The following is a 17492-nucleotide window of genomic DNA, read 5'->3' as shown; positions in this document are numbered from 1 at the left end:
ATGTCTTCTAGACAAGAAAAAGGCCGCTTGCGCGGCCTTTTGTTTCGGAAAGAATTCACTCTTTTGGAGTGGCACTCTCTACCCGGCTTTTTAGCTTTTGTCCTGGACGGAAAGTCACCACACGGCGCGCCGTAATAGGAATGTCCTCACCCGTCTTCGGATTACGGCCCGGACGTTGGTTCTTGTCTCGCAGATCAAAATTGCCAAAGCCAGACAGTTTGACCTGTTCGCCATTCTCAAGAGCACGACGAACCTCTTCAAAGAATAACTCAACTAGATCTTTTGCATCTCTTTTGCTAAGCCCAAGCTTTTCAAAGAGATGTTCTGACATTTCAGCTTTAGTAAGCGCCATAGGTTCAATCCCTCAAGGATGCTTGGAATCGCTGTTTTAACGCCTCTACACATCTTGCGACGGTCGCGGCGATCTCCTCTTCTTCCAGTGTACGGGCGGTATCCTGCAACACCAGACTAATAGCCAGACTCTTATAACCTTCTGCTACGCCCTTGCCACGGTACACATCAAACAAGTTTACGCCAACTACCTGATTTGCGCCAACTTTCTTACACTCCGCCAAAATATCTTCTGCGGGAACGTTTTCAGCTACCACAACAGCAACATCACGACGGTTTGCCGGGAAGCGCGAAATTTCGCTCGCTTGAGGCACGGCGCGGTCTGCAAGCTTGTTCCACTGCACTTCAAACACCACAGTGCGACCATTTAGGTCCAGCTTACGTTCCAGTTCAGGATGAACTACACCAATGAAACCAATGTGTTCGCCTGATAAATAAATTGCAGCACTCTGTCCAGGATGCAGTGCAGGATGAGCTTCTGCACGGAACTGAACCTCAGAGAGTTTACCGGTAAGTTCCAGAATAGCTTCCAAATCGCCCTTCAAATCATAGAAGTCGATTGGCTGGCGCGCCAGATCCCAATGTTCATCATAACGATGACCAGTAATGACAGCAGCTAGCATGACATCCTGTCTAACACCCAAATCAGCTTTACTATCAGGTACAAAGCGCAAGCCACTTTCAAATAGGCGTAAACGAGATTGTTGGCGATTCTGGTTATAAACCACGGCTGACAGTAAACCTGTCAATAATGACAGCCGCATGGCAGACATCTCAACAGAGATTGGGCTTGGCAGAATGAGCGCATCTTGTTGTAGATGCAGCAATGCCTGCACTTTAGGGTCAACAAAACTGTAAGTAATTGCTTCTTGATAACCGCGATCGACTAAAGCAGTTTTAACGCGCTTGAGTGACAAGTTTGCTTCGCGGTGTTTGGTCATCACCAAATTGGCCTTAATAGGCACGTTTGGAATGTTGTCATAGCCGTAAATGCGCGCAACTTCTTCTACTAAATCCTCTTCGATTTCCATATCGAAACGCCAGCTTGGGGCAACAGCTTGCCAATCAGAACCCTGTTCTGTCACCTGGCAGCCGAGACGGCGTAGAATGTTGCTAACCTGCTCAGAAGGCACAGGATGACCAATCAAGCGATCCAGTTTCTCGCGATGTAATGTGATTGTGGCGCGTTGTGGGAGATTCTCCGCAGAAGTGACATCAATAACCGGGCCAGCTTCACCGCCGCAGATATCAATCAACAAACGCGTCGCACGTTCAATCGCTTTATATTGCAGTTCAGGATCAACCCCACGCTCATAGCGGTGGGAAGCATCGGTGTGCAAACCATAACGACGTGCGCGGCCAGTAATTGAAAGTGGGTTGAAGAAAGCAGATTCCAACAGCACGTTGCGCGTTTCTTCATTAACCCCTGAATGCTCTCCGCCAAAAATACCCGCCATCGCCAACGGCTTCTGTTGATCAGCAATAACCAGAGTGTCTGTACTCAATTTAACTTTCGTACCATCCAGCAGGGTTAGAGCTTCACCATCAGTCGCCTGGCGAACAATAATCCCTCCGTCTATGCGGTCTAAGTCAAATGCATGCATCGGTTGGCCCAACTCCAATAAGACGAAGTTAGTAATATCAACCACCGGGTCAATGGAACGAATACCGCAACGGCGCAGTTTCTCACGCATCCACAATGGGGTTGCGGTCTTAACATTAATACCCTTTACCACGCGGCCCAGATAACGCGGACAAGCTTGTGGGGCATCAACGCGGATCGGAAAACTGTCCTTGAGAGACGGCGCCACTGGGGTCATTTCTGGTTCAGTGAGTGGCAGCTGATTTAACACTGCCACATCACGGGCTACACCGATAATACCCAAGCAATCTGCACGATTTGGTGTGACACTAATCTCGATGGTTTTATCGTTTAGATTAAGATAATCACGCAGGTTAACACCAATCGGCGCATCAGCTGGCAGTTCAATAATACCGTCGTGGTCTTCGGAAATACCCAATTCTGAGAAAGAACACAACATGCCCTCAGATGGCTCGCCGCGTAATTTAGCCGCTTTAATCTTAAAGTCACCCGGCAATACAGCGCCCACAGTAGCAACCGCAACTTTCAAGCCCTGACGGCAGTTAGGCGCACCACAAACGATATCTAATAGGCGATCACCGCCAACGTTGACTTTTGTCACACGTAATTTATCGGCATTTGGATGCTGGCCGCACTCCACCACTTCACCCACGACCACACCATTAAACTCACCGGCGACCGCGTCTACGCCATCAACTTCCAAGCCGGCCATGGTAATTTGATGCGCTAAATCATCACTGCTAATGGCTGGGTTTACCCATTCGCGTAACCAAAGTTCACTGAATTTCATGAGATATTCCCGCCTTACTTAAACTGTTTGAGGAAACGCAGATCGTTTTCGAAGAATGCACGCAGATCGGTGACACCGTAACGCAGCATAGTTAAGCGCTCCATTCCCATGCCGAATGCAAAACCTGAATAAACCTCAGGGTCAATGCCTACGTTTCGTAATACATTTGGGTGCACCATGCCGCAACCCAGCACTTCCAGCCACTTACCGTTCTTACCCATGACATCAACTTCAGCAGATGGCTCGGTAAACGGAAAATAAGATGGGCGGAAGCGGATTTGTAAATCTTCTTCAAAGAAATTACGTAGGAAATCGTGCAAGGTCCCTTTCAAATTGGTAAAGCTGATATCTTTGTCAACAATCAGCCCTTCCATTTGATGGAACATCGGTGTGTGAGTTTGGTCGTAATCATTACGATAAACACGCCCCGGCACGATAATTCGAATTGGCGGCTGCTGGGCTTTCATGGTGCGAATCTGCACACCGGATGTCTGGGTACGTAACAGACGGGTGGTATCAAACCAGAACGTATCATGATCAGCACGAGCGGGATGATGGGCCGGAATATTCAATGCATCGAAGTTATGATAGTCATCTTCGATTTCTGGACCGGATTCTACTGAAAAACCCAATTCACCAAAGAAAGTTTCAATGCGATCAATAGTACGAGTGACCGGATGCAACCCACCATTCTCCATTCGACGCCCCGGTAAAGAGACATCAATAGTTTCGGCTGCCAATCGGGCATTCAACACCGCTGATTCCAGCTTTTCCTTGCGAGCATTAAGTGCTTCCTGGACTTCCTGTTTAGCCTGATTAATGACAGCGCCTGCTGCCGGACGTTCTTCAGCTGGTAGTTCACGCAGCGATGTCATTTGAAGGGTCAAATGGCCTTTTTTGCCTAGATATTCGACGCGTACCAAATCCAACGCGGCAACATCCTGGGCATCTTCTACGGCTGCTTTAGCTTTGGCAACCAGCTCTGCGAGATGTGGCATTGTTTTATCTTCCTCTGGCCAATGTGGCCCGCTTATAGTTATATCCGTCATACTTCAAGCTGCATATGCGTTGGCTGCTTTCGTTCGCCCCAGTCACTTACTTGAGTCAGCTCCAGGGGATTCGCTCAATTGCCGCCTTCCTGCAACTCGAACTATTTAGGATACATGTAATTAGTTAAAATCCGATAAGTAAACTAAATTTTTCACACAAAATCAATAAGGTACCACATCCGCGACACCCTTACTCTAGTCATCATAAATGCCGTAGAGCAAAAACAAAAAAGCCTCCACAATGGGAGGCTTAGGCGCTATTTTTCGTTTCTATTCTTACGCGCAAGCCTCCTCAAATCAGGCGCTAAAGTAAAAAAAGAAGCGAAAAGTAACTACATGCATCATAACGATGACCTTTCTACTAATAAACTAAAGATTAAAAGAGGGAGACAAGCTCCCTCTTCAATTCTGACTTACGCCAGAGCTGCTTTCGCTTTTTCGACCAGTGCAGAGAATGCCACTTTGTCAAATACTGCGATGTCAGCCAAGATCTTACGGTCAATTTCAATAGAAGCCTTTTTCAGACCATTAATGAATTTGCTGTAAGACATGTCATTCTGACGAGCTGCTGCGTTGATACGTGCAATCCACAATTGGCGGAATTGACGCTTCCGTTGACGGCGGTCACGGTAGGCGTATTGGCCTGCCTTGATCACTGCCTGGAAAGCAACACGATAAACGCGCGAACGGGCACCATAGTAACCTTTCGCTTGCTTTAAGATTTTTTTGTGACGTGCACGAGCTACCACACCACGTTTTACGCGAGCCATTTACTTCTCCTATCGTCTTAATTCAAACCAAAATTACTTATGCGTATGGCAGACATGCTACGACCAAACCTAGATCGTTCTTAGATACCATGCCTTTTGGACGTAAATGACGTTTACGCTTAGTAGCTTTTTTGGTCAAAATATGACGCAGGTTGGCATGCTTACGCTTAAAACCACCGGCACCGGTTTTTTTGAAGCGCTTAGCGGCGCCGCGTACTGTCTTAATTTTTGGCATTGAATATATCCACTTCGCATTGTTAATTACAACGAGCTAGCTAGGCGAATAGACCTCCTACTTTGCAAGCAAAGAGAGGCCTATTACTTGAATGCCTTACTGTCTCTTCTTAGGTGCGAGCACCATGATCATCTGACGACCTTCGATACGAGTCGGGAATGACTCCACGACAGCCAAATCAGAATCCTCAGTCAGATCTTTTTTGACACGGTTAAGAACTTCCATGCCGATCTGTTGGTGCGCCATCTCACGTCCACGGAATCGTAGAGTGATTTTGGCTTTATCGCCATCTTCCAGAAAGCGAATCAGGTTGCGTAGTTTGACCTGATAGTCGCCATCATCGGTACCAGGACGGAATTTGATTTCCTTGACCTGAATAACTTTTTGCTTCTTCTTCTGTTCTTTTGTCGACTTGCTCTTCTCATAGAGGAATTTGCCGTAATCCATAATACGGCAAACCGGCGGTTCGGCATTCGGACTGATTTCTACTAAATCAACACCAGCTTCCTCAGCTTTTTCAAGAGCTTCATTCAGACTGACAATGCCAATCTGCTCACCATCGACGCCTGTTAAGCGAACTTCTGTGGCGCGAATCTCTTTGTTGATGCGATTAGGACGCGCCGGTTGAACTCGTTTTCCGCCTTTAATACTTTATTCCTCCAGTTGATGAAGACTACGGCTGCGAATTTCTGCTAGCAGCTGGTCTACGACCACGTTGACGTCCAAGCTTCCTAAGTCTTTACCGCGGCGGGTACGAACGGCAATCTTGCCTGATTCGACCTCTTTATCGCCACAGACCAACATATATGGAACCCGACGCAACGTATGTTCACGAATTTTAAAGCCAATCTTCTCATTTCTCAAGTCCGCTTTTGCCCTAATTCCTGCATCTTGCAGTTTTTTGGTCACTTGTTGGACATAATCAGACTGACTATCGGTGATATTCATCACCACGACTTGTACCGGAGCTAACCAAGTTGGGAAGAAGCCTGCATATTCTTCGGTGAGAATACCGATGAAGCGCTCCATTGACCCCAAAATAGCCCGGTGGATCATTACTGGCACCTGGCGATCGTTATTTTCGCCGATGTAAGACGCACTTAAGCGGCCCGGTAATGAGAAATCGAGCTGTACGGTACCACACTGCCACGCACGATCCAAACAATCATGCAAGGTAAATTCAATTTTCGGGCCGTAGAAGGCACCTTCACCCGGCTGATAATCAAATGGAATGCCATTTTCAGTCAGCGCAGCAGCTAAATCGTCTTCAGCACGAGTCCATAGGTCATCGCTACCGATACGTTTTTCAGGGCGAGTGGACAGCTTGACCACAATCTTCTCGAAGCCAAAGGTGCTGTACATGTCGTACACCATCTTGATGCAGCTGTTCACTTCATCGCGAACTTGCTCTTCAGTACAGAAGATATGTGCGTCATCCTGAGTAAAGCCACGCACGCGCATTAAGCCGTGCAGCGCGCCTGATGGCTCATTACGATGGCAACTACCGAACTCAGCCATACGCAGTGGCAGGTCACGGTATGATTTCAACCCCTGGTTGAAGATCTGCACATGTCCTGGGCAGTTCATTGGCTTAATGCAGTACTCGCGGTTTTCCGACGACGTGGTAAACATATGCTCAGCATAGTTTTCCCAATGCCCGGTTTTTTCCCACAGTACACGGTCCATCATGAACGGCCCTTTGACTTCCTGATACTGGTACTCTTTGAGCTTCATGCGCACAAAAGTTTCCAGCTCACGGAAAATAGTCCAGCCATCATTATGCCAGAACACCATACCGGGTGCTTCTTCTTGCATGTGGTAAAGGTCCAGTTGCTTACCAATCTTACGATGGTCGCGTTTGGCCGCTTCTTCCAGACGTTGCAGATAAGCATTCAGTTGCTTCTTATCACTCCAAGCCGTGCCGTAAATACGTTGCAGCATTTTATTTTTGCTGTCGCCACGCCAATAGGCCCCAGATGTTTTCTGCAATTTAAAGTGATGGCAGAAACGCATATTAGGCACATGCGGGCCACGGCACATATCAACATATTCTTCATGGTGATATAAACCAGGATGATCATCGCGGCTGATATTCTCATCAAGAATAGCCACTTTATAATCTTCACCACGAGCAGCAAAAGTATCACGGGCTTCTTGCCAACTGACCTTTTTCTTGATTACGTCATAATCTTTATCGGCAAGCTCATGCATCCGCTTTTCCAGCAGATCCAGATCTTCCTGCGTCAGAGTACGGTCGATATCAACATCGTAATAGAAACCGTTATCGATAACTGGGCCGATCGCCATTTTGGTATCTGGCCAAAGTTGTTTGATAGCGTGCCCCAATAAGTGTGCACAAGAATGGCGCAGAATCTCCAGACCTTCAGCATCTTTCGCGGTGATGATAGCCAGTTGTGCATCAGATTCGATAAGATCACTGGCATCGACCAGTTCGCCATTTACTCGGCCAGCAATACAGGCTTTTGCCAAACCGGGGCCGATGTCTAAAGCAACATCAAGGACAGAAACGGCGTGATCATATTGGCGCTGACTGCCGTCAGGAAGGGTAATAACAGGCATTCTAATTCCTTATCTACAGTGGTGACCCACACGACAGATCACATGCAAGACGTAATTATTGTTTAACTTCAAAAAGTTGCGACATCAATTTAACCCACGTTTGTTATATTGGTACGCAACTGTGTACAGAGTTTACTTTGTGACCCAGACCATGCCATAAAGTGGTAGTCATATTATCATCACTTAAAGCAATGACAATAATACCTGGCGAATAATCTATTAATGCTACAACCAAACAGTGATAATGATCGTCGACAAAGTTATCATACTTAAACTGCTCTACGATCAGCATAATATCAACACCGTATAACTGAGGGTCAACTATTGCAGCGACAACCTGTTACATCCTCCAGAATTTTGTCGATTGGTTATGATCCTGAAAATCGCATGCTGGAGATACAATTCCGTGAACAAGGGATTTATCAGTATCTAGGTGTCCCAGAGCGGGTTCATCAGAATTTTATGTCTGTTGTTTCGAAAGGTCGTTTTTTTGATGGCGTAATAAAAGGCAAATTTTTGTGCCGAAAAATTGGCTAGACAGAAAATAATCAAATAAAAACATATCATTGCACCATGCTGAAACGGTTGCTTCTATGACTAGCATTGGCAAAGAAGTCTACCGTTTTAGGAAGTTAATCGCTTATCCCCAAAAATTCTTATGTCATAAAATGGCGCCATAAATAAGAAATTGGCACGACAAACAATAATGCCGGTAGAAAATTCACCACTGCAAATATTTTAATTTGTGCAATTCGCAATCCTACTGCAATCATAATAATCCCACCACAGGCAGAAAAATCGGCAAAGGCGATATCATCCATATAGGGCATAATCAGCTTTGCCAGGAAAACTAATGCAATTTGAATAAGCAATTGAGGAATGGCAATTGCCACCAACGCAATACCTAGCGAAATGGAAAATATCAGCGCAGTGAAAAAGTCCATCAGAGCTTTGACGAATAGCAGCTGAAAATCACCAGTAATACCTTCAGTTAAAGAACCCACAACCCCCAATCCACTGGCACAAAACAAGACAATCATGGCGGTGAAACTTTGTGCAAACTCCTGGGGCGGCAAGGTACTGCGAGAAGGAATGATACGTTCTAACAGCGCGCGGGTTTTATTGGCCCCCCACTTAACACCCTGTTCCAGTGATAGTAATTCCCCCACCGCTGTCCCAATAATCAATGCCAAAATAACAGCAGGCATATAGTGCACTTTTACTACCATCACAATACCAATGGATATGGATGCCAGGGCAAATGTTGCCGGTAATCCCTCTTGTAACCGTTTGGGGACATGGCGGGCGAGTAAGACACCGACGATACCACCAAGTATTATCCCCGCACTGTTAATAAACGGGCCAACCATAGCATGCTCCCAATCGCTAAAATGCGCTCTGATGAGTTAAAATGTGTCTGTTTTAGAATTAGGTATTTCCGATAATAACTAAAGACAAACGATTGAATCGCCTGAGCAATTTATTGAAATGTTACGTTTGGCGAAGGGAACCTATTTTATCACACATGCAAGAAGCATCAGTTATGTAAAGATGTTTATTCTCACCAACAATGATTTACATTATGATCTATTGCTTTTGAGTAGCACTGGGTGTATTGCTATTTCTACAGGAAGTGCCCATAATAAATTTCCGTTTCCGTGTAGCAATGGTTACTGGAACGCCGCCCCGACACCGAAAGCAATACGCTTTCGCAGTATATTCCTACCACATCGCCCAGCTACGGATTTTCACCTCTAAATACTGAACAATAAAATAGATTCCATCCGTTTTTCTTCCGTATTTTGTTGCCTATGATTTGCTCACTGGTCGTTAAAAAGGAGAAATAGGATGAAACAGATTGATGACGTTCTGTCAGGTCTCGAACTTTACTTTCGGCGAACGGATCAACCGTGCACAGAGAAGACACCTTGGCTTACGCGTTGGTTATATATTCCGATAGAGGAAAGGATGCAAATATTGGATGACTTGTTGATGCCATACCCCACGGCCAGGCAAAAAACGAAATAAGCTGCGCGTGTTGGGTGTTTGAATAACAGGGTACAAGGCAGATAATGGCCGGGATACACTCACTATAATGAATGCATTTTGGCCAGATCAATCGCAGCTTGAATTGCTGAACGCGCTTGTGGGCTATTTTTCCAACAGGTAGACCCCATCATAGCTGCAGCACTGCTCACAATTTCATTCATATCGGCCTGGCCCAATTGCGCCAGCGAAGTAAAACCAAGTTGTTCCAGTCGCGTAACAACTGTCGGCCCTACCCCCTTGACGGCCAACAGCGCGCGACGTTCATTATCAGTAAAACCCATGCCTGCCTCCGATTGAAATCAGTAACTCGTCCAGAAAAAACGCATTATTTAAAGTAAAACCATGCAGTCATAATCAATCCATCATTGACCTCAAAAACAGCCATGCTCTCTATGGGGTCATCACTTAACCCATGAATTCTTTCGAAATCGAACACCTTATTACCCAGCACACTGCGTGAAATCAATTCAGCTCTTAAAGCCGGAATATTAAAACGCTGGGTTTGATAGAAGTCGGTTAGTTGCTGTTTCCCCACCAAAGAAGGTGTGGTAGACGGCATTCGATAAGCAATAAACGCATCACTGAAATTTGCTACAAATGCAGTTAAATCATGCTGATTGTAATCATAAAACTGTTTTTCTACCGGCAACAGCGGATTTGACATAAATCACTCGAGTAAATTTAAATTCACAAAAAATGAAAATAAATTCACTTGAGTAAGTTGTCAAACAAAACCCTCAGATAGCAACGTTCAAAGCCGCTTCCGGGCAGCATTTTCCGCACTGAAAAACCACAACTCTGGTAAACGGTGAGGATAAAAACGAATTTCGTAAGTATCTTTGAGTGGTGTCAGACGCCAGCGTGGGCGGGCTTCACGTTTAGGTTTTAAGAAGCGTAAACGTCCTCGGGCTCGCGCAGCTTGGGTATCTAATACCCAGGCAACAGAAGCCGATAATGGCTGACGAATAAATTCATCTTCGACGCTGATATCACAAATGCACAAATTCCTATTCCTTGCAAAAATTGATACTGGCATGATTATACTTTAAATAATTCGAGTTGCAGGAAGGCGCAAGCGAATAACAAATCGGTTCGGATGCGAGAGAACAGCCGACACATGCAGCTTGAAGTATGACGAGTATATTCTGGATCTGTGGTATTGAACCAACTGTTGCCCGCCAGAGATTGATCTGCATCACATATCCTCTTTGTAGTCCAACCCTTGTAATACCAACGATGAGGTACCGACAGCGATAACTTGGCGAAAAAAAAGCGATATAGCCTTTTACCTAATGTATCGCGTAGAGTGACAAGGTCAGTAATTAATAATGGCGTGTGCGGGTATATTTGCCCAATATACGGCTTATTACCTGATATGTTTTACTTTCATCGGGTCGGTTTGATGTCATTTTCGGAGCAAGATTGATGCACAGTATTCTCGAATTATTTAAAGCCATTGGCTTGGGCTTAGTCCTCCTGCTGCCATTAGCAAACCCATTAACGACAGTGGCTCTATTACTCGGCTTATCCGGAAATATGACCAGCGAAGAGCGGAATCATCAGTCGAAGATGGCGTCAATCTACGTATTCTTTATTATGACGATTGCATTTTACGCCGGTCAGGTGGTGATGAATACCTTCGGTATTTCTATTCCGGGCTTGCGTATCGCAGGCGGTCTGATTGTGGCATTTATTGGTTTTCGTATGCTTTTCCCGCAGCAATCAGCGGAGGACACTCAATTAGAAGCAAAATCACAGGATTTAAAGCAGCGCAAATCAATCAATATTGCCTTTGTACCTTTAGCCATGCCCAGTACTGCCGGGCCAGGTACCATCGCCATGATAATCAGTTCCGCTGCCTCGGTAAAAGGTCATGCCATGTTCAGCCCATGGGTCATCACAGTGGCTCCAGTGCTAATTTTCCTCAGCGTCTCGCTGATTTTATGGGGCTCATTATTGAGTTCAGGCGCAATTATGCGTTGGGTCGGTAAGAGTGGTATTGAAGCGATTTCGCGTTTGATGGGTTTTTTGCTAGTGTGCATGGGCGTGCAATTTATTATTAATGGCGTGCTGGATATTATTGCCAACTACCACCCTGTTGTTGCCTAGTGCGATAACAGCTTAAAGGAAACGCTAGCCGATGTTTATACTAATACAACATCCATAAACTACATCGGTTAGCGTTTTAATATTACTCTGACATCGCCCGATAAGCGGTATCGACTTTCCACAAATAACGTGGTGCTTGCGCGGCCGGATGTTTCTTCTGTATATGCTGATAAAACTCATTGGGGCTAAGACTATTAATTTTATTCACTGCCAGGCGTTTATCTGAAGAGAACGTCCGCAGCATCGCCCCCGCACCATTGGCATAAGAAACGATAGTTGCATAGCGCAATGTTTGCGGATCACTAATTCCCGCTAACTGCTGATTTTGCAAAATATTGATATAAGCCGTCCCAATATCAATATTCTTCACCGGATCTTTTAATTCACCAGAACTTGGTTGACCATTGCGGCCTTTCATGCGGTACGCATCACGACCTGCAGTAGACGCTTTTATTTGCATCAACCCCACGGCATTTGAGGTACTCACTACATCAGGATTATAACCAGACTCCACTTGGATAATGGCTTTAATCAAAGTTTCATCAACACCATAATGGCTGGCTGCTTGTTTAATTACATCGCTATACGCAACTGTACTTGAACCTGCGCTGCTTTTCGGTGCATTAAGGAAACCACCTTCAGGTGCTTTTTTTAGCCACCCGTTATTTGCTTGCGGTGGAGGAGATTGTTTCGCACACCCCGCCAGCAATAAAACTGCTATTAAGCAACCGACTTTTGGATTCACAATATTCCCCGTGCTGATAAGCCGTTGGGTAGCATATACAAGTTGTCACCTCGTCCAAATAGATTTTTTGGCCTAGTTTGACCATTATCAACATAATTATCAGGCTATATTCGGTAACTATCGGTAAGTTTTAGTTTATTGTATGGCGAGGCTTGACTTCACTCTCAATGATATTGATAATCATTTTCATTTAAAGAAAGGGAACATCGCCATGTTTATTAAGCAAAAAATACCCTACCTGCAGTCTATTAGCACCTTGACGCCTCGTTTTTTACATACCATAACCTTGTTTACAGTCGTTGCAATTTTATTGCTGATGAACACCTCTGCATGGGCAGAAAACCAGCCAAACGATTCAAATAAAAAATTCAAAATTGTGACGACATTCACAATTATTCAGGATATCGCGCAAAATGTCGCCGGTGATGCAGCCATTGTTGAATCAATCACTAAACCCGGCGCTGAAATTCATGACTATCAGCCGACCCCACGCGACATCGTGAAAGCACAATCAGCAGACCTGATCTTATGGAATGGCATGAATCTGGAACGCTGGTTTGAGCGTTTCTTTGAAAATATTAAAGATGTTCCTTCGGCGGTGGTAACTGATGGCATCACGCCACTCCCCATTCGTGAAGGGCCTTATAAAGGCATCCCTAACCCTCACGCCTGGATGTCACCATCAAACGCATTGATCTATATTGAAAATATTCGCAAGGCACTGGTCGAGCACGATCCTGCTCATGCTGAGACTTACAATCGCAATGCCAAAGCCTACGCAGAAAAAATTGCTGCGTTGGATGCCCCGCTGCGCGAGCGTTTATCCCGAATTCCGCAAGAACAGCGCTGGCTGGTCACTAGTGAAGGCGCTTTTAGCTATCTGGCAAAAGATTATGGCTTCAAAGAGGTTTATTTATGGCCAATCAATGCTGAAGAGCAAGGCTCTCCGCAGCAGGTGCGTCGTGTCATTGATACCATGCGCGCCAATAAAATCCCGGTAATATTTAGTGAAAGCACTATTTCTGATAAACCCGCCAAGCAGGTCAGTAAAGAAACCGGTGCGCAATACGGTGGGGTGTTATATGTTGATTCTTTATCGAATGAAAAAGGACCCGTTCCTACTTATATCGATTTGATTAACACCACCGTGCAAACTATCGCGAAAGGATTTGGTCAATGAACACTGCTGTTTTTGTCCGCCCCGAGTTGATAGTAGATAACGTTACTGTCACCTATAACAATGGGCATACTGCTATTTACGACGCCAGTTTCTCACTAATGGGTGGGACTATCTGCGCACTGGTCGGCGTCAATGGGAGCGGTAAATCTACCCTGTTTAAAAGCATCATGGGGCAAGTGAAGCCCAGTGTGGGCAAAGTAGAGCTGAGCAATAAGCCGATTAGCCATGCATTAAAGCAAAACACTATTGCCTACGTTCCGCAGACGGAAGATGTAGACTGGAATTTCCCGGTATTAGTCGAAGACGTCGTCATGATGGGGCGCTACGGGAAAATGAATTTTTTGCGGATTCCGAGTCGTGAAGATAAAACTATTGTCGATAAGGCCATTGAACGGGTCGGATTAACCGCCTTGCGTTCACGTCAGATAGGCGAACTTTCTGGCGGGCAGAAAAAACGTGTCTTTCTGGCCCGAGCGTTGGCCCAGCAAGGCACTGTATTGCTGCTAGATGAGCCGTTTACCGGTGTTGATGTCAAAACGGAAAATGCCATCATAGACCTGTTGCGAGCATTGCGTGATGAAGGTCATCTGATTTTGGTTTCTACCCATAACCTCGGCAGCGTGCCAGAGTTTTGTGATCATGTGATTCTGATTAATCAAACGGTACTGGCCGCAGGTCCAACAGAAACCACCTTTACTCAAAAGAACCTGGAAATGACCTTTGGTGGCGTACTGCGCCATATCAACCTGTCGGGGAACACGCTACACGACGATAATGATCCTCGCACCGTGACTGTCATCACCGATGACGAACGGCCAGCGGTATTTTATGGTCATACCAAAAATGATCCACCGGCACAAAGCCAGTCGAAGGAGAGCAATCCCTGATGCTGGAAATCTTACTGCAACCTTTTAACTACAATTATATGGTCAAGGCCATTTGGGTCAGCGCGATTGTCGGTGCCGTCTGCGCTTTCTTATCCGCTTATTTGATGCTGAAAGGCTGGTCGCTGATGGGAGATGCGCTCTCTCACTCCGTGGTACCTGGCGTCGCTGGCGCGTATGCCCTCGGCTTGCCCTATGCCGCAGGGGCATTCTTTACCGGGATGCTCGCCGCGTTAGCAATGACCTTAGTACGCCATATCACTCGCCTGCGTGAAGATGCCATTATCGGTTTTATCTTCTCCACCTTCTTTGCCGTCGGACTGCTCATTGTTTCGCTCAATCCCACCTCGGTCAATGTGCAGTCAATCATTTTCGGCAATATTTTGGGCATTGCTGATGAAGATGTACTGCAAGTCGAAATCATTATTTTGATCTCTTTTGTCATTTTGTGTCTGATTTGGAAGGATTTACTGGCGGTGTTTTTCGATGAAAGTCATGCCATGTCAATTGGCTTGTCACCGCTGCGCTTAAAGATTTTATTCTTCACCTTATTGAGTGCTTGTACGGTGGCGGCGTTGCAAACTGTCGGGGCAATTCTGGTGATTGCGATGGTCGTGACACCGGGTGCCACCGCCTACTTGCTGACAGACCGTTTCAGCCGTTTGCTGGTCATAGCGATTGCCATCGGCGCATTTACCAGCGCCTTTGGTGCCTATCTCAGTTTCTATCTTGATGGCGCAACAGGTGGAGTTATCGTCACCTTACAAACCGTCGTGTTCCTTCTGGCCTTTTTCTTCGCCCCCAAACACGGTTTATTGGCGACGCGGTATCAATCGCGTCAGAAGCGCCGTCACCCTGCAGCCCCTCACCCGGAGGATAATGCATGAACACATTCTTCAGTCTGGTGAGCGAACCTTTCGCCTATCCTTTTATGCAACGGGCGATAGTCGCCGCGATTATCACCGGTGTGGTGTGCGCGGTGTTATCTTGCTACCTGGTATTAAAAGGTTGGTCATTAATGGGAGATGCCATCTCTCACGCCGTGTTACCGGGTATAGTGTTGGCCTTTTGGCTCGGTATCCCATTGGTTATTGGTGCTTTTGTCTCGGGGATATTTTGTGCAGTCGCCACAGGCTACTTAAAAGAGAACAGTCGGGTTAAAGAAGATACTGTTATGGGGATTGTCTTCTCTGGCATGTTCGCTTTCGGCTTGGTGCTGTTTTCTCGCATGGATACCGATCAGCATCTGAGCCATATTTTATTCGGTAATATGCTGGGTATTTCGCTGGCAGAGCTGAAACAAACGCTCTGGATCGCCGGCTTCACATTGTTAGTTGTACTATTAAAACGTAAAGACTTTATGCTGTACTGTTTTGATCCCAACCATGCCCGCGTTATTGGGCTACCGGTTAAGTTACTGCACTATGGCCTACTCTGTTTGCTGGCATTAACTATCGTGGCTTCATTACAGGCGGTTGGGGTTATTTTAGTTATCGCCATGTTGATAGCACCCGGCATTATCGCCTTTATGGTTTGTCGCAGTTTTGATCAGATGTTAGTTGTTGCTACTGTCGTTTCGGTGGTCGCGTGCGTATTAGGTACTTTAATAAGTTTCCATATTGATGGCGCTACTGGGCCCTGCATCGTCATTATTCAGGCACTGTTCTTTGTTATTGCGCTTATTTACAACCTCATAAAACCGACCAAAGGCCATCCAATAGCCTTGGCGGTTAAAAATGAACCTACTCAAAACGCGCCAAAAGGTAACCTGCTATAATGAATTGAGCTTTACTCTATATTCTAAATAATGAGCACAATCCGTCTTTTATTTGATCCGGCATGGGTATCCCTGTGCATAGACTCTTGTTCTATGCACTATAAAAAAGCTAACCTAATACTCTGTATTCAGAGGTATTGGATTACAGGTCAGCAGCAAGCGAACCACTCTTTAATAAGATGCAGGGTATAACTGGCAGCTAATAGGGGGTACATCATGTGGCAAGCAGTGAATCGTCTGTTAAGTGAATATCTTGGGCCGGCTGAAATTCGAGAAAGAACCGAACTGCCCGGCGGAGATATTCATCAAGCCTGGCGCCTCAGCTATGGCGAAACTGAGGTTTTTGTCAAATGTGATACCCGTGAAATGCTGCCGATATTTACCGCCGAGGCAGATCAACTCTCTTTATTATCCCGCAGTAAAACGGTCAGGGTGCCAGAAGTCTATGGTGTGGGCAGTGATCGTGAATACAGTTTCTTGCTACTCGAATATCTTCCGCTTAAACCATTAGATGCTCACAGTGCGTATTGTTTGGGGCAACAATTAGCCCATTTACATCAATGGAGTGAACAACTTCAATTTGGGCTGGATTTTGATAATGATTTAGCCACCACGCCACAACCTAACAGTTGGCAACGCCGCTGGGCGCAATTTTTCGCTGAACAGCGTATCGGCTGGCAATTGCAATTAGCCGCCGAGAAAGGCATGTCATTTGGCGATATTGATCATATAACCCAACGGGTGCAAGAGCGTTTACAGGGCCACCAGCCGCAGCCTTCATTATTACATGGTGATTTATGGCCAGCGAACTGCGCCGCCAGTATAAATGGCCCGGTTATTTTTGATCCCGCCTGCTATTGGGGTGACCGCGAATGTGACCTTGCCATGTTGCCGCTCTACCCTGCACTTCCGGCACAGATTTATGATGGCTATCAGAGTATCTGGTCGCTCCCTGTTGGCTTTATTGAACGACAGCCTATTTATCAACTTTATTATCTACTGAACCGCAGTAACTTATTCGGTGGCCAACATTGGATTAATGCGCAGAAAGCTGTGGAGCAACTGCTGCATCCCGAAAAATTTTAGTTTGTCAGTTGTCCGTCACTAGCACCCGGTGAATTGATATCCAACTCACCGGGTGCTTTTTTATACCCCCACATTCTGCAATAAATTACTTTTTCTAAAAAAGTATGAACCAAACCACATATTAGATGCATTCCTGACGTCTAATAATGACCGTAAACCCTGTTCTTTTTTGCCAGCGACAATTCCCGTTAAAAAGCGCTTACTTAAATAAAATCAAGAGCCTTCATTAAGGAAATACAACTCTCCTTAATAGGACTCTATTGCCAATAATTGGGAGCCATACA

20 protein-coding genes and 1 other annotated feature are annotated in these 17492 nt (G+C 45.8%); of the genes, 7 read left to right on the top strand and 13 right to left on the bottom strand.

All coding sequences use genetic code 11. The features are described from left to right. Nucleotides 1–55: 55 nt before the first annotated feature. From ihfA to thrS, 8 genes are all read right to left on the bottom strand, one after another. The gene (ihfA, locus tag ACF3VQ_RS09665; RefSeq protein ID WP_002211830.1) at nucleotides 56–352 is read right to left on the bottom strand and encodes an integration host factor subunit alpha; all 297 of its coding nucleotides are present in this window, start codon (nucleotides 350–352) and stop codon (nucleotides 56–58) included. 4 nt (nucleotides 353–356) lie between these two features. Further along, nucleotides 357–2744 (bottom strand): phenylalanine--tRNA ligase subunit beta, encoded by a 2388-nt coding sequence (gene pheT / locus ACF3VQ_RS09660; protein ID WP_392435033.1) that lies wholly within the window; start codon nucleotides 2742–2744, stop codon nucleotides 357–359. 14 nt (nucleotides 2745–2758) lie between these two features. Further along, on the bottom strand, nucleotides 2759–3742 hold the full coding sequence (gene pheS, locus ACF3VQ_RS09655) for a phenylalanine--tRNA ligase subunit alpha (RefSeq protein WP_392435031.1): 984 nt from the start codon (nucleotides 3740–3742) through the stop codon (nucleotides 2759–2761). Nucleotides 3743–4016: 274 nt separating this feature from the next. After that, nucleotides 4017–4139: a sequence feature (Phe leader region), on the bottom strand. After that, nucleotides 4091–4135 carry a pheST operon leader peptide PheM gene (gene pheM / locus ACF3VQ_RS09650; RefSeq protein ID WP_226722699.1) on the bottom strand — a complete coding sequence of 15 codons (45 nt, stop codon included), beginning with the start codon at nucleotides 4133–4135 and terminating at the stop codon, nucleotides 4091–4093. Its footprint overlaps the feature before it by 45 nt. Nucleotides 4140–4206: 67 nt before the next feature. Further along, the gene (rplT, locus tag ACF3VQ_RS09645) at nucleotides 4207–4563 is read right to left on the bottom strand and encodes a 50S ribosomal protein L20 (RefSeq protein ID WP_004393357.1); all 357 of its coding nucleotides are present in this window, start codon (nucleotides 4561–4563) and stop codon (nucleotides 4207–4209) included. 37 nt (nucleotides 4564–4600) lie between these two features. Then, nucleotides 4601–4798, bottom strand: coding sequence for a 50S ribosomal protein L35 (rpmI, locus tag ACF3VQ_RS09640; RefSeq protein ID WP_004713020.1), 198 nt, complete (start codon nucleotides 4796–4798; stop codon nucleotides 4601–4603). Between the two features lie 96 nt (nucleotides 4799–4894). Then, the gene (infC, locus tag ACF3VQ_RS09635; RefSeq protein WP_011816226.1) at nucleotides 4895–5446 is read right to left on the bottom strand and encodes a translation initiation factor IF-3; all 552 of its coding nucleotides are present in this window, start codon (nucleotides 5444–5446) and stop codon (nucleotides 4895–4897) included. A 3-nt stretch (nucleotides 5447–5449) separates the two neighbouring features. Then, nucleotides 5450–7378, bottom strand: coding sequence for a threonine--tRNA ligase (gene thrS / locus ACF3VQ_RS09630; RefSeq protein ID WP_005170086.1), 1929 nt, complete (start codon nucleotides 7376–7378; stop codon nucleotides 5450–5452). 324 nt (nucleotides 7379–7702) lie between these two features. Between thrS and ACF3VQ_RS09625 the strand changes: the two genes are divergently transcribed. Beyond that, a complete protein-coding gene (locus tag ACF3VQ_RS09625; RefSeq protein WP_005161573.1) occupies nucleotides 7703–7915 on the top strand; it encodes a KTSC domain-containing protein in 213 nt (70 codons plus the stop codon). A 119-nt stretch (nucleotides 7916–8034) separates the two neighbouring features. On the opposite strand, the gene ACF3VQ_RS09620 is transcribed toward ACF3VQ_RS09625, so the two are convergent. The 4 genes from ACF3VQ_RS09620 to ACF3VQ_RS09605 all read right to left on the bottom strand — a co-directional run bounded on the left by ACF3VQ_RS09620 (nucleotide 8035) and on the right by ACF3VQ_RS09605 (nucleotide 10430). Beyond that, on the bottom strand, nucleotides 8035–8748 hold the full coding sequence (locus tag ACF3VQ_RS09620) for a DUF554 domain-containing protein (RefSeq protein WP_392435027.1): 714 nt from the start codon (nucleotides 8746–8748) through the stop codon (nucleotides 8035–8037). Nucleotides 8749–9468: 720 nt separating this feature from the next. Further along, the gene (locus ACF3VQ_RS09615) at nucleotides 9469–9708 is read right to left on the bottom strand and encodes a helix-hairpin-helix domain-containing protein (RefSeq protein ID WP_392435025.1); all 240 of its coding nucleotides are present in this window, start codon (nucleotides 9706–9708) and stop codon (nucleotides 9469–9471) included. 44 nt (nucleotides 9709–9752) lie between these two features. Further along, nucleotides 9753–10091, bottom strand: coding sequence for a nuclear transport factor 2 family protein (locus ACF3VQ_RS09610; RefSeq protein ID WP_392435023.1), 339 nt, complete (start codon nucleotides 10089–10091; stop codon nucleotides 9753–9755). A gap of 87 nt (nucleotides 10092–10178) precedes the next feature. Beyond that, the gene (locus ACF3VQ_RS09605) at nucleotides 10179–10430 is read right to left on the bottom strand and encodes a hypothetical protein (protein ID WP_392435021.1); all 252 of its coding nucleotides are present in this window, start codon (nucleotides 10428–10430) and stop codon (nucleotides 10179–10181) included. 422 nt (nucleotides 10431–10852) lie between these two features. Between ACF3VQ_RS09605 and ACF3VQ_RS09600 the strand changes: the two genes are divergently transcribed. Further along, a complete protein-coding gene (locus ACF3VQ_RS09600) occupies nucleotides 10853–11536 on the top strand; it encodes a MarC family NAAT transporter (protein ID WP_392435018.1) in 684 nt (227 codons plus the stop codon). A gap of 82 nt (nucleotides 11537–11618) precedes the next feature. Here ACF3VQ_RS09600 and ACF3VQ_RS09595 read toward each other — a convergent pair whose 3' ends face one another. After that, nucleotides 11619–12281, bottom strand: a complete 663-nt coding sequence (locus tag ACF3VQ_RS09595) for a transglycosylase SLT domain-containing protein (RefSeq protein WP_392435016.1) — start codon at nucleotides 12279–12281, stop codon at nucleotides 11619–11621. 211 nt (nucleotides 12282–12492) lie between these two features. Between ACF3VQ_RS09595 and yfeA the strand changes: the two genes are divergently transcribed. From yfeA to ACF3VQ_RS09570, 5 genes are all read left to right on the top strand, one after another. Further along, nucleotides 12493–13461 carry an iron/manganese ABC transporter substrate-binding protein YfeA gene (gene yfeA / locus ACF3VQ_RS09590; protein WP_392435014.1) on the top strand — a complete coding sequence of 323 codons (969 nt, stop codon included), beginning with the start codon at nucleotides 12493–12495 and terminating at the stop codon, nucleotides 13459–13461. Next, nucleotides 13458–14348 (top strand): iron/manganese ABC transporter ATP-binding protein YfeB, encoded by an 891-nt coding sequence (yfeB, locus tag ACF3VQ_RS09585; RefSeq protein WP_392435012.1) that lies wholly within the window; start codon nucleotides 13458–13460, stop codon nucleotides 14346–14348. The genes yfeA and yfeB overlap by 4 nt, the downstream gene beginning before the upstream one ends. Further along, nucleotides 14348–15232 carry an iron/manganese ABC transporter permease subunit YfeC gene (yfeC, locus tag ACF3VQ_RS09580; RefSeq protein ID WP_392435010.1) on the top strand — a complete coding sequence of 295 codons (885 nt, stop codon included), beginning with the start codon at nucleotides 14348–14350 and terminating at the stop codon, nucleotides 15230–15232. The genes yfeB and yfeC overlap by 1 nt, the downstream gene beginning before the upstream one ends. Then, nucleotides 15229–16122, top strand: coding sequence for an iron/manganese ABC transporter permease subunit YfeD (gene yfeD / locus ACF3VQ_RS09575; protein WP_392435008.1), 894 nt, complete (start codon nucleotides 15229–15231; stop codon nucleotides 16120–16122). Before yfeC ends, yfeD begins: the two co-directional genes overlap by 4 nt. Nucleotides 16123–16338: 216 nt before the next feature. Beyond that, nucleotides 16339–17208 carry a fructosamine kinase family protein gene (locus tag ACF3VQ_RS09570; protein ID WP_392435006.1) on the top strand — a complete coding sequence of 290 codons (870 nt, stop codon included), beginning with the start codon at nucleotides 16339–16341 and terminating at the stop codon, nucleotides 17206–17208. Nucleotides 17209–17492: the final 284 nt, after the last annotated feature.

The organism is Yersinia fenwicki (assembly GCF_043099325.1).
Taxonomy (GTDB): Bacteria; Pseudomonadota; Gammaproteobacteria; order Enterobacterales; family Enterobacteriaceae; genus Yersinia.
This window is presented reverse-complemented; position numbering and strand designations above follow the sequence as displayed.

Excerpts from the sequence above, each read along its gene's own strand:
- ihfA (WP_002211830.1), bottom strand. The coding sequence starts at position 352 with ATGGCGCTTACTAAAGCTGAAATGTCAGAACATCTCTTTGAAAAGCTT.
- pheT (WP_392435033.1), bottom strand. The coding sequence starts at position 2,744 with ATGAAATTCAGTGAACTTTGGTTACGCGAATGGGTAAACCCAGCCATT.
- pheS (WP_392435031.1), bottom strand. The coding sequence starts at position 3,742 with ATGCCACATCTCGCAGAGCTGGTTGCCAAAGCTAAAGCAGCCGTAGAA.
- rplT (WP_004393357.1), bottom strand. The coding sequence starts at position 4,563 with ATGGCTCGCGTAAAACGTGGTGTGGTAGCTCGTGCACGTCACAAAAAA.
- rpmI (WP_004713020.1), bottom strand. The coding sequence starts at position 4,798 with ATGCCAAAAATTAAGACAGTACGCGGCGCCGCTAAGCGCTTCAAAAAA.
- thrS (WP_005170086.1), bottom strand. The coding sequence starts at position 7,378 with ATGCCTGTTATTACCCTTCCTGACGGCAGTCAGCGCCAATATGATCAC.
- ACF3VQ_RS09620 (WP_392435027.1), bottom strand. The coding sequence starts at position 8,748 with ATGGTTGGCCCGTTTATTAACAGTGCGGGGATAATACTTGGTGGTATC.
- ACF3VQ_RS09615 (WP_392435025.1), bottom strand. The coding sequence starts at position 9,708 with ATGGGTTTTACTGATAATGAACGTCGCGCGCTGTTGGCCGTCAAGGGG.
- ACF3VQ_RS09610 (WP_392435023.1), bottom strand. The coding sequence starts at position 10,091 with ATGTCAAATCCGCTGTTGCCGGTAGAAAAACAGTTTTATGATTACAAT.
- ACF3VQ_RS09600 (WP_392435018.1), top strand. The coding sequence starts at position 10,853 with ATGCACAGTATTCTCGAATTATTTAAAGCCATTGGCTTGGGCTTAGTC.
- yfeA (WP_392435014.1), top strand. The coding sequence starts at position 12,493 with ATGTTTATTAAGCAAAAAATACCCTACCTGCAGTCTATTAGCACCTTG.
- yfeB (WP_392435012.1), top strand. The coding sequence starts at position 13,458 with ATGAACACTGCTGTTTTTGTCCGCCCCGAGTTGATAGTAGATAACGTT.
- yfeC (WP_392435010.1), top strand. The coding sequence starts at position 14,348 with ATGCTGGAAATCTTACTGCAACCTTTTAACTACAATTATATGGTCAAG.
- yfeD (WP_392435008.1), top strand. The coding sequence starts at position 15,229 with ATGAACACATTCTTCAGTCTGGTGAGCGAACCTTTCGCCTATCCTTTT.
- ACF3VQ_RS09570 (WP_392435006.1), top strand. The coding sequence starts at position 16,339 with ATGTGGCAAGCAGTGAATCGTCTGTTAAGTGAATATCTTGGGCCGGCT.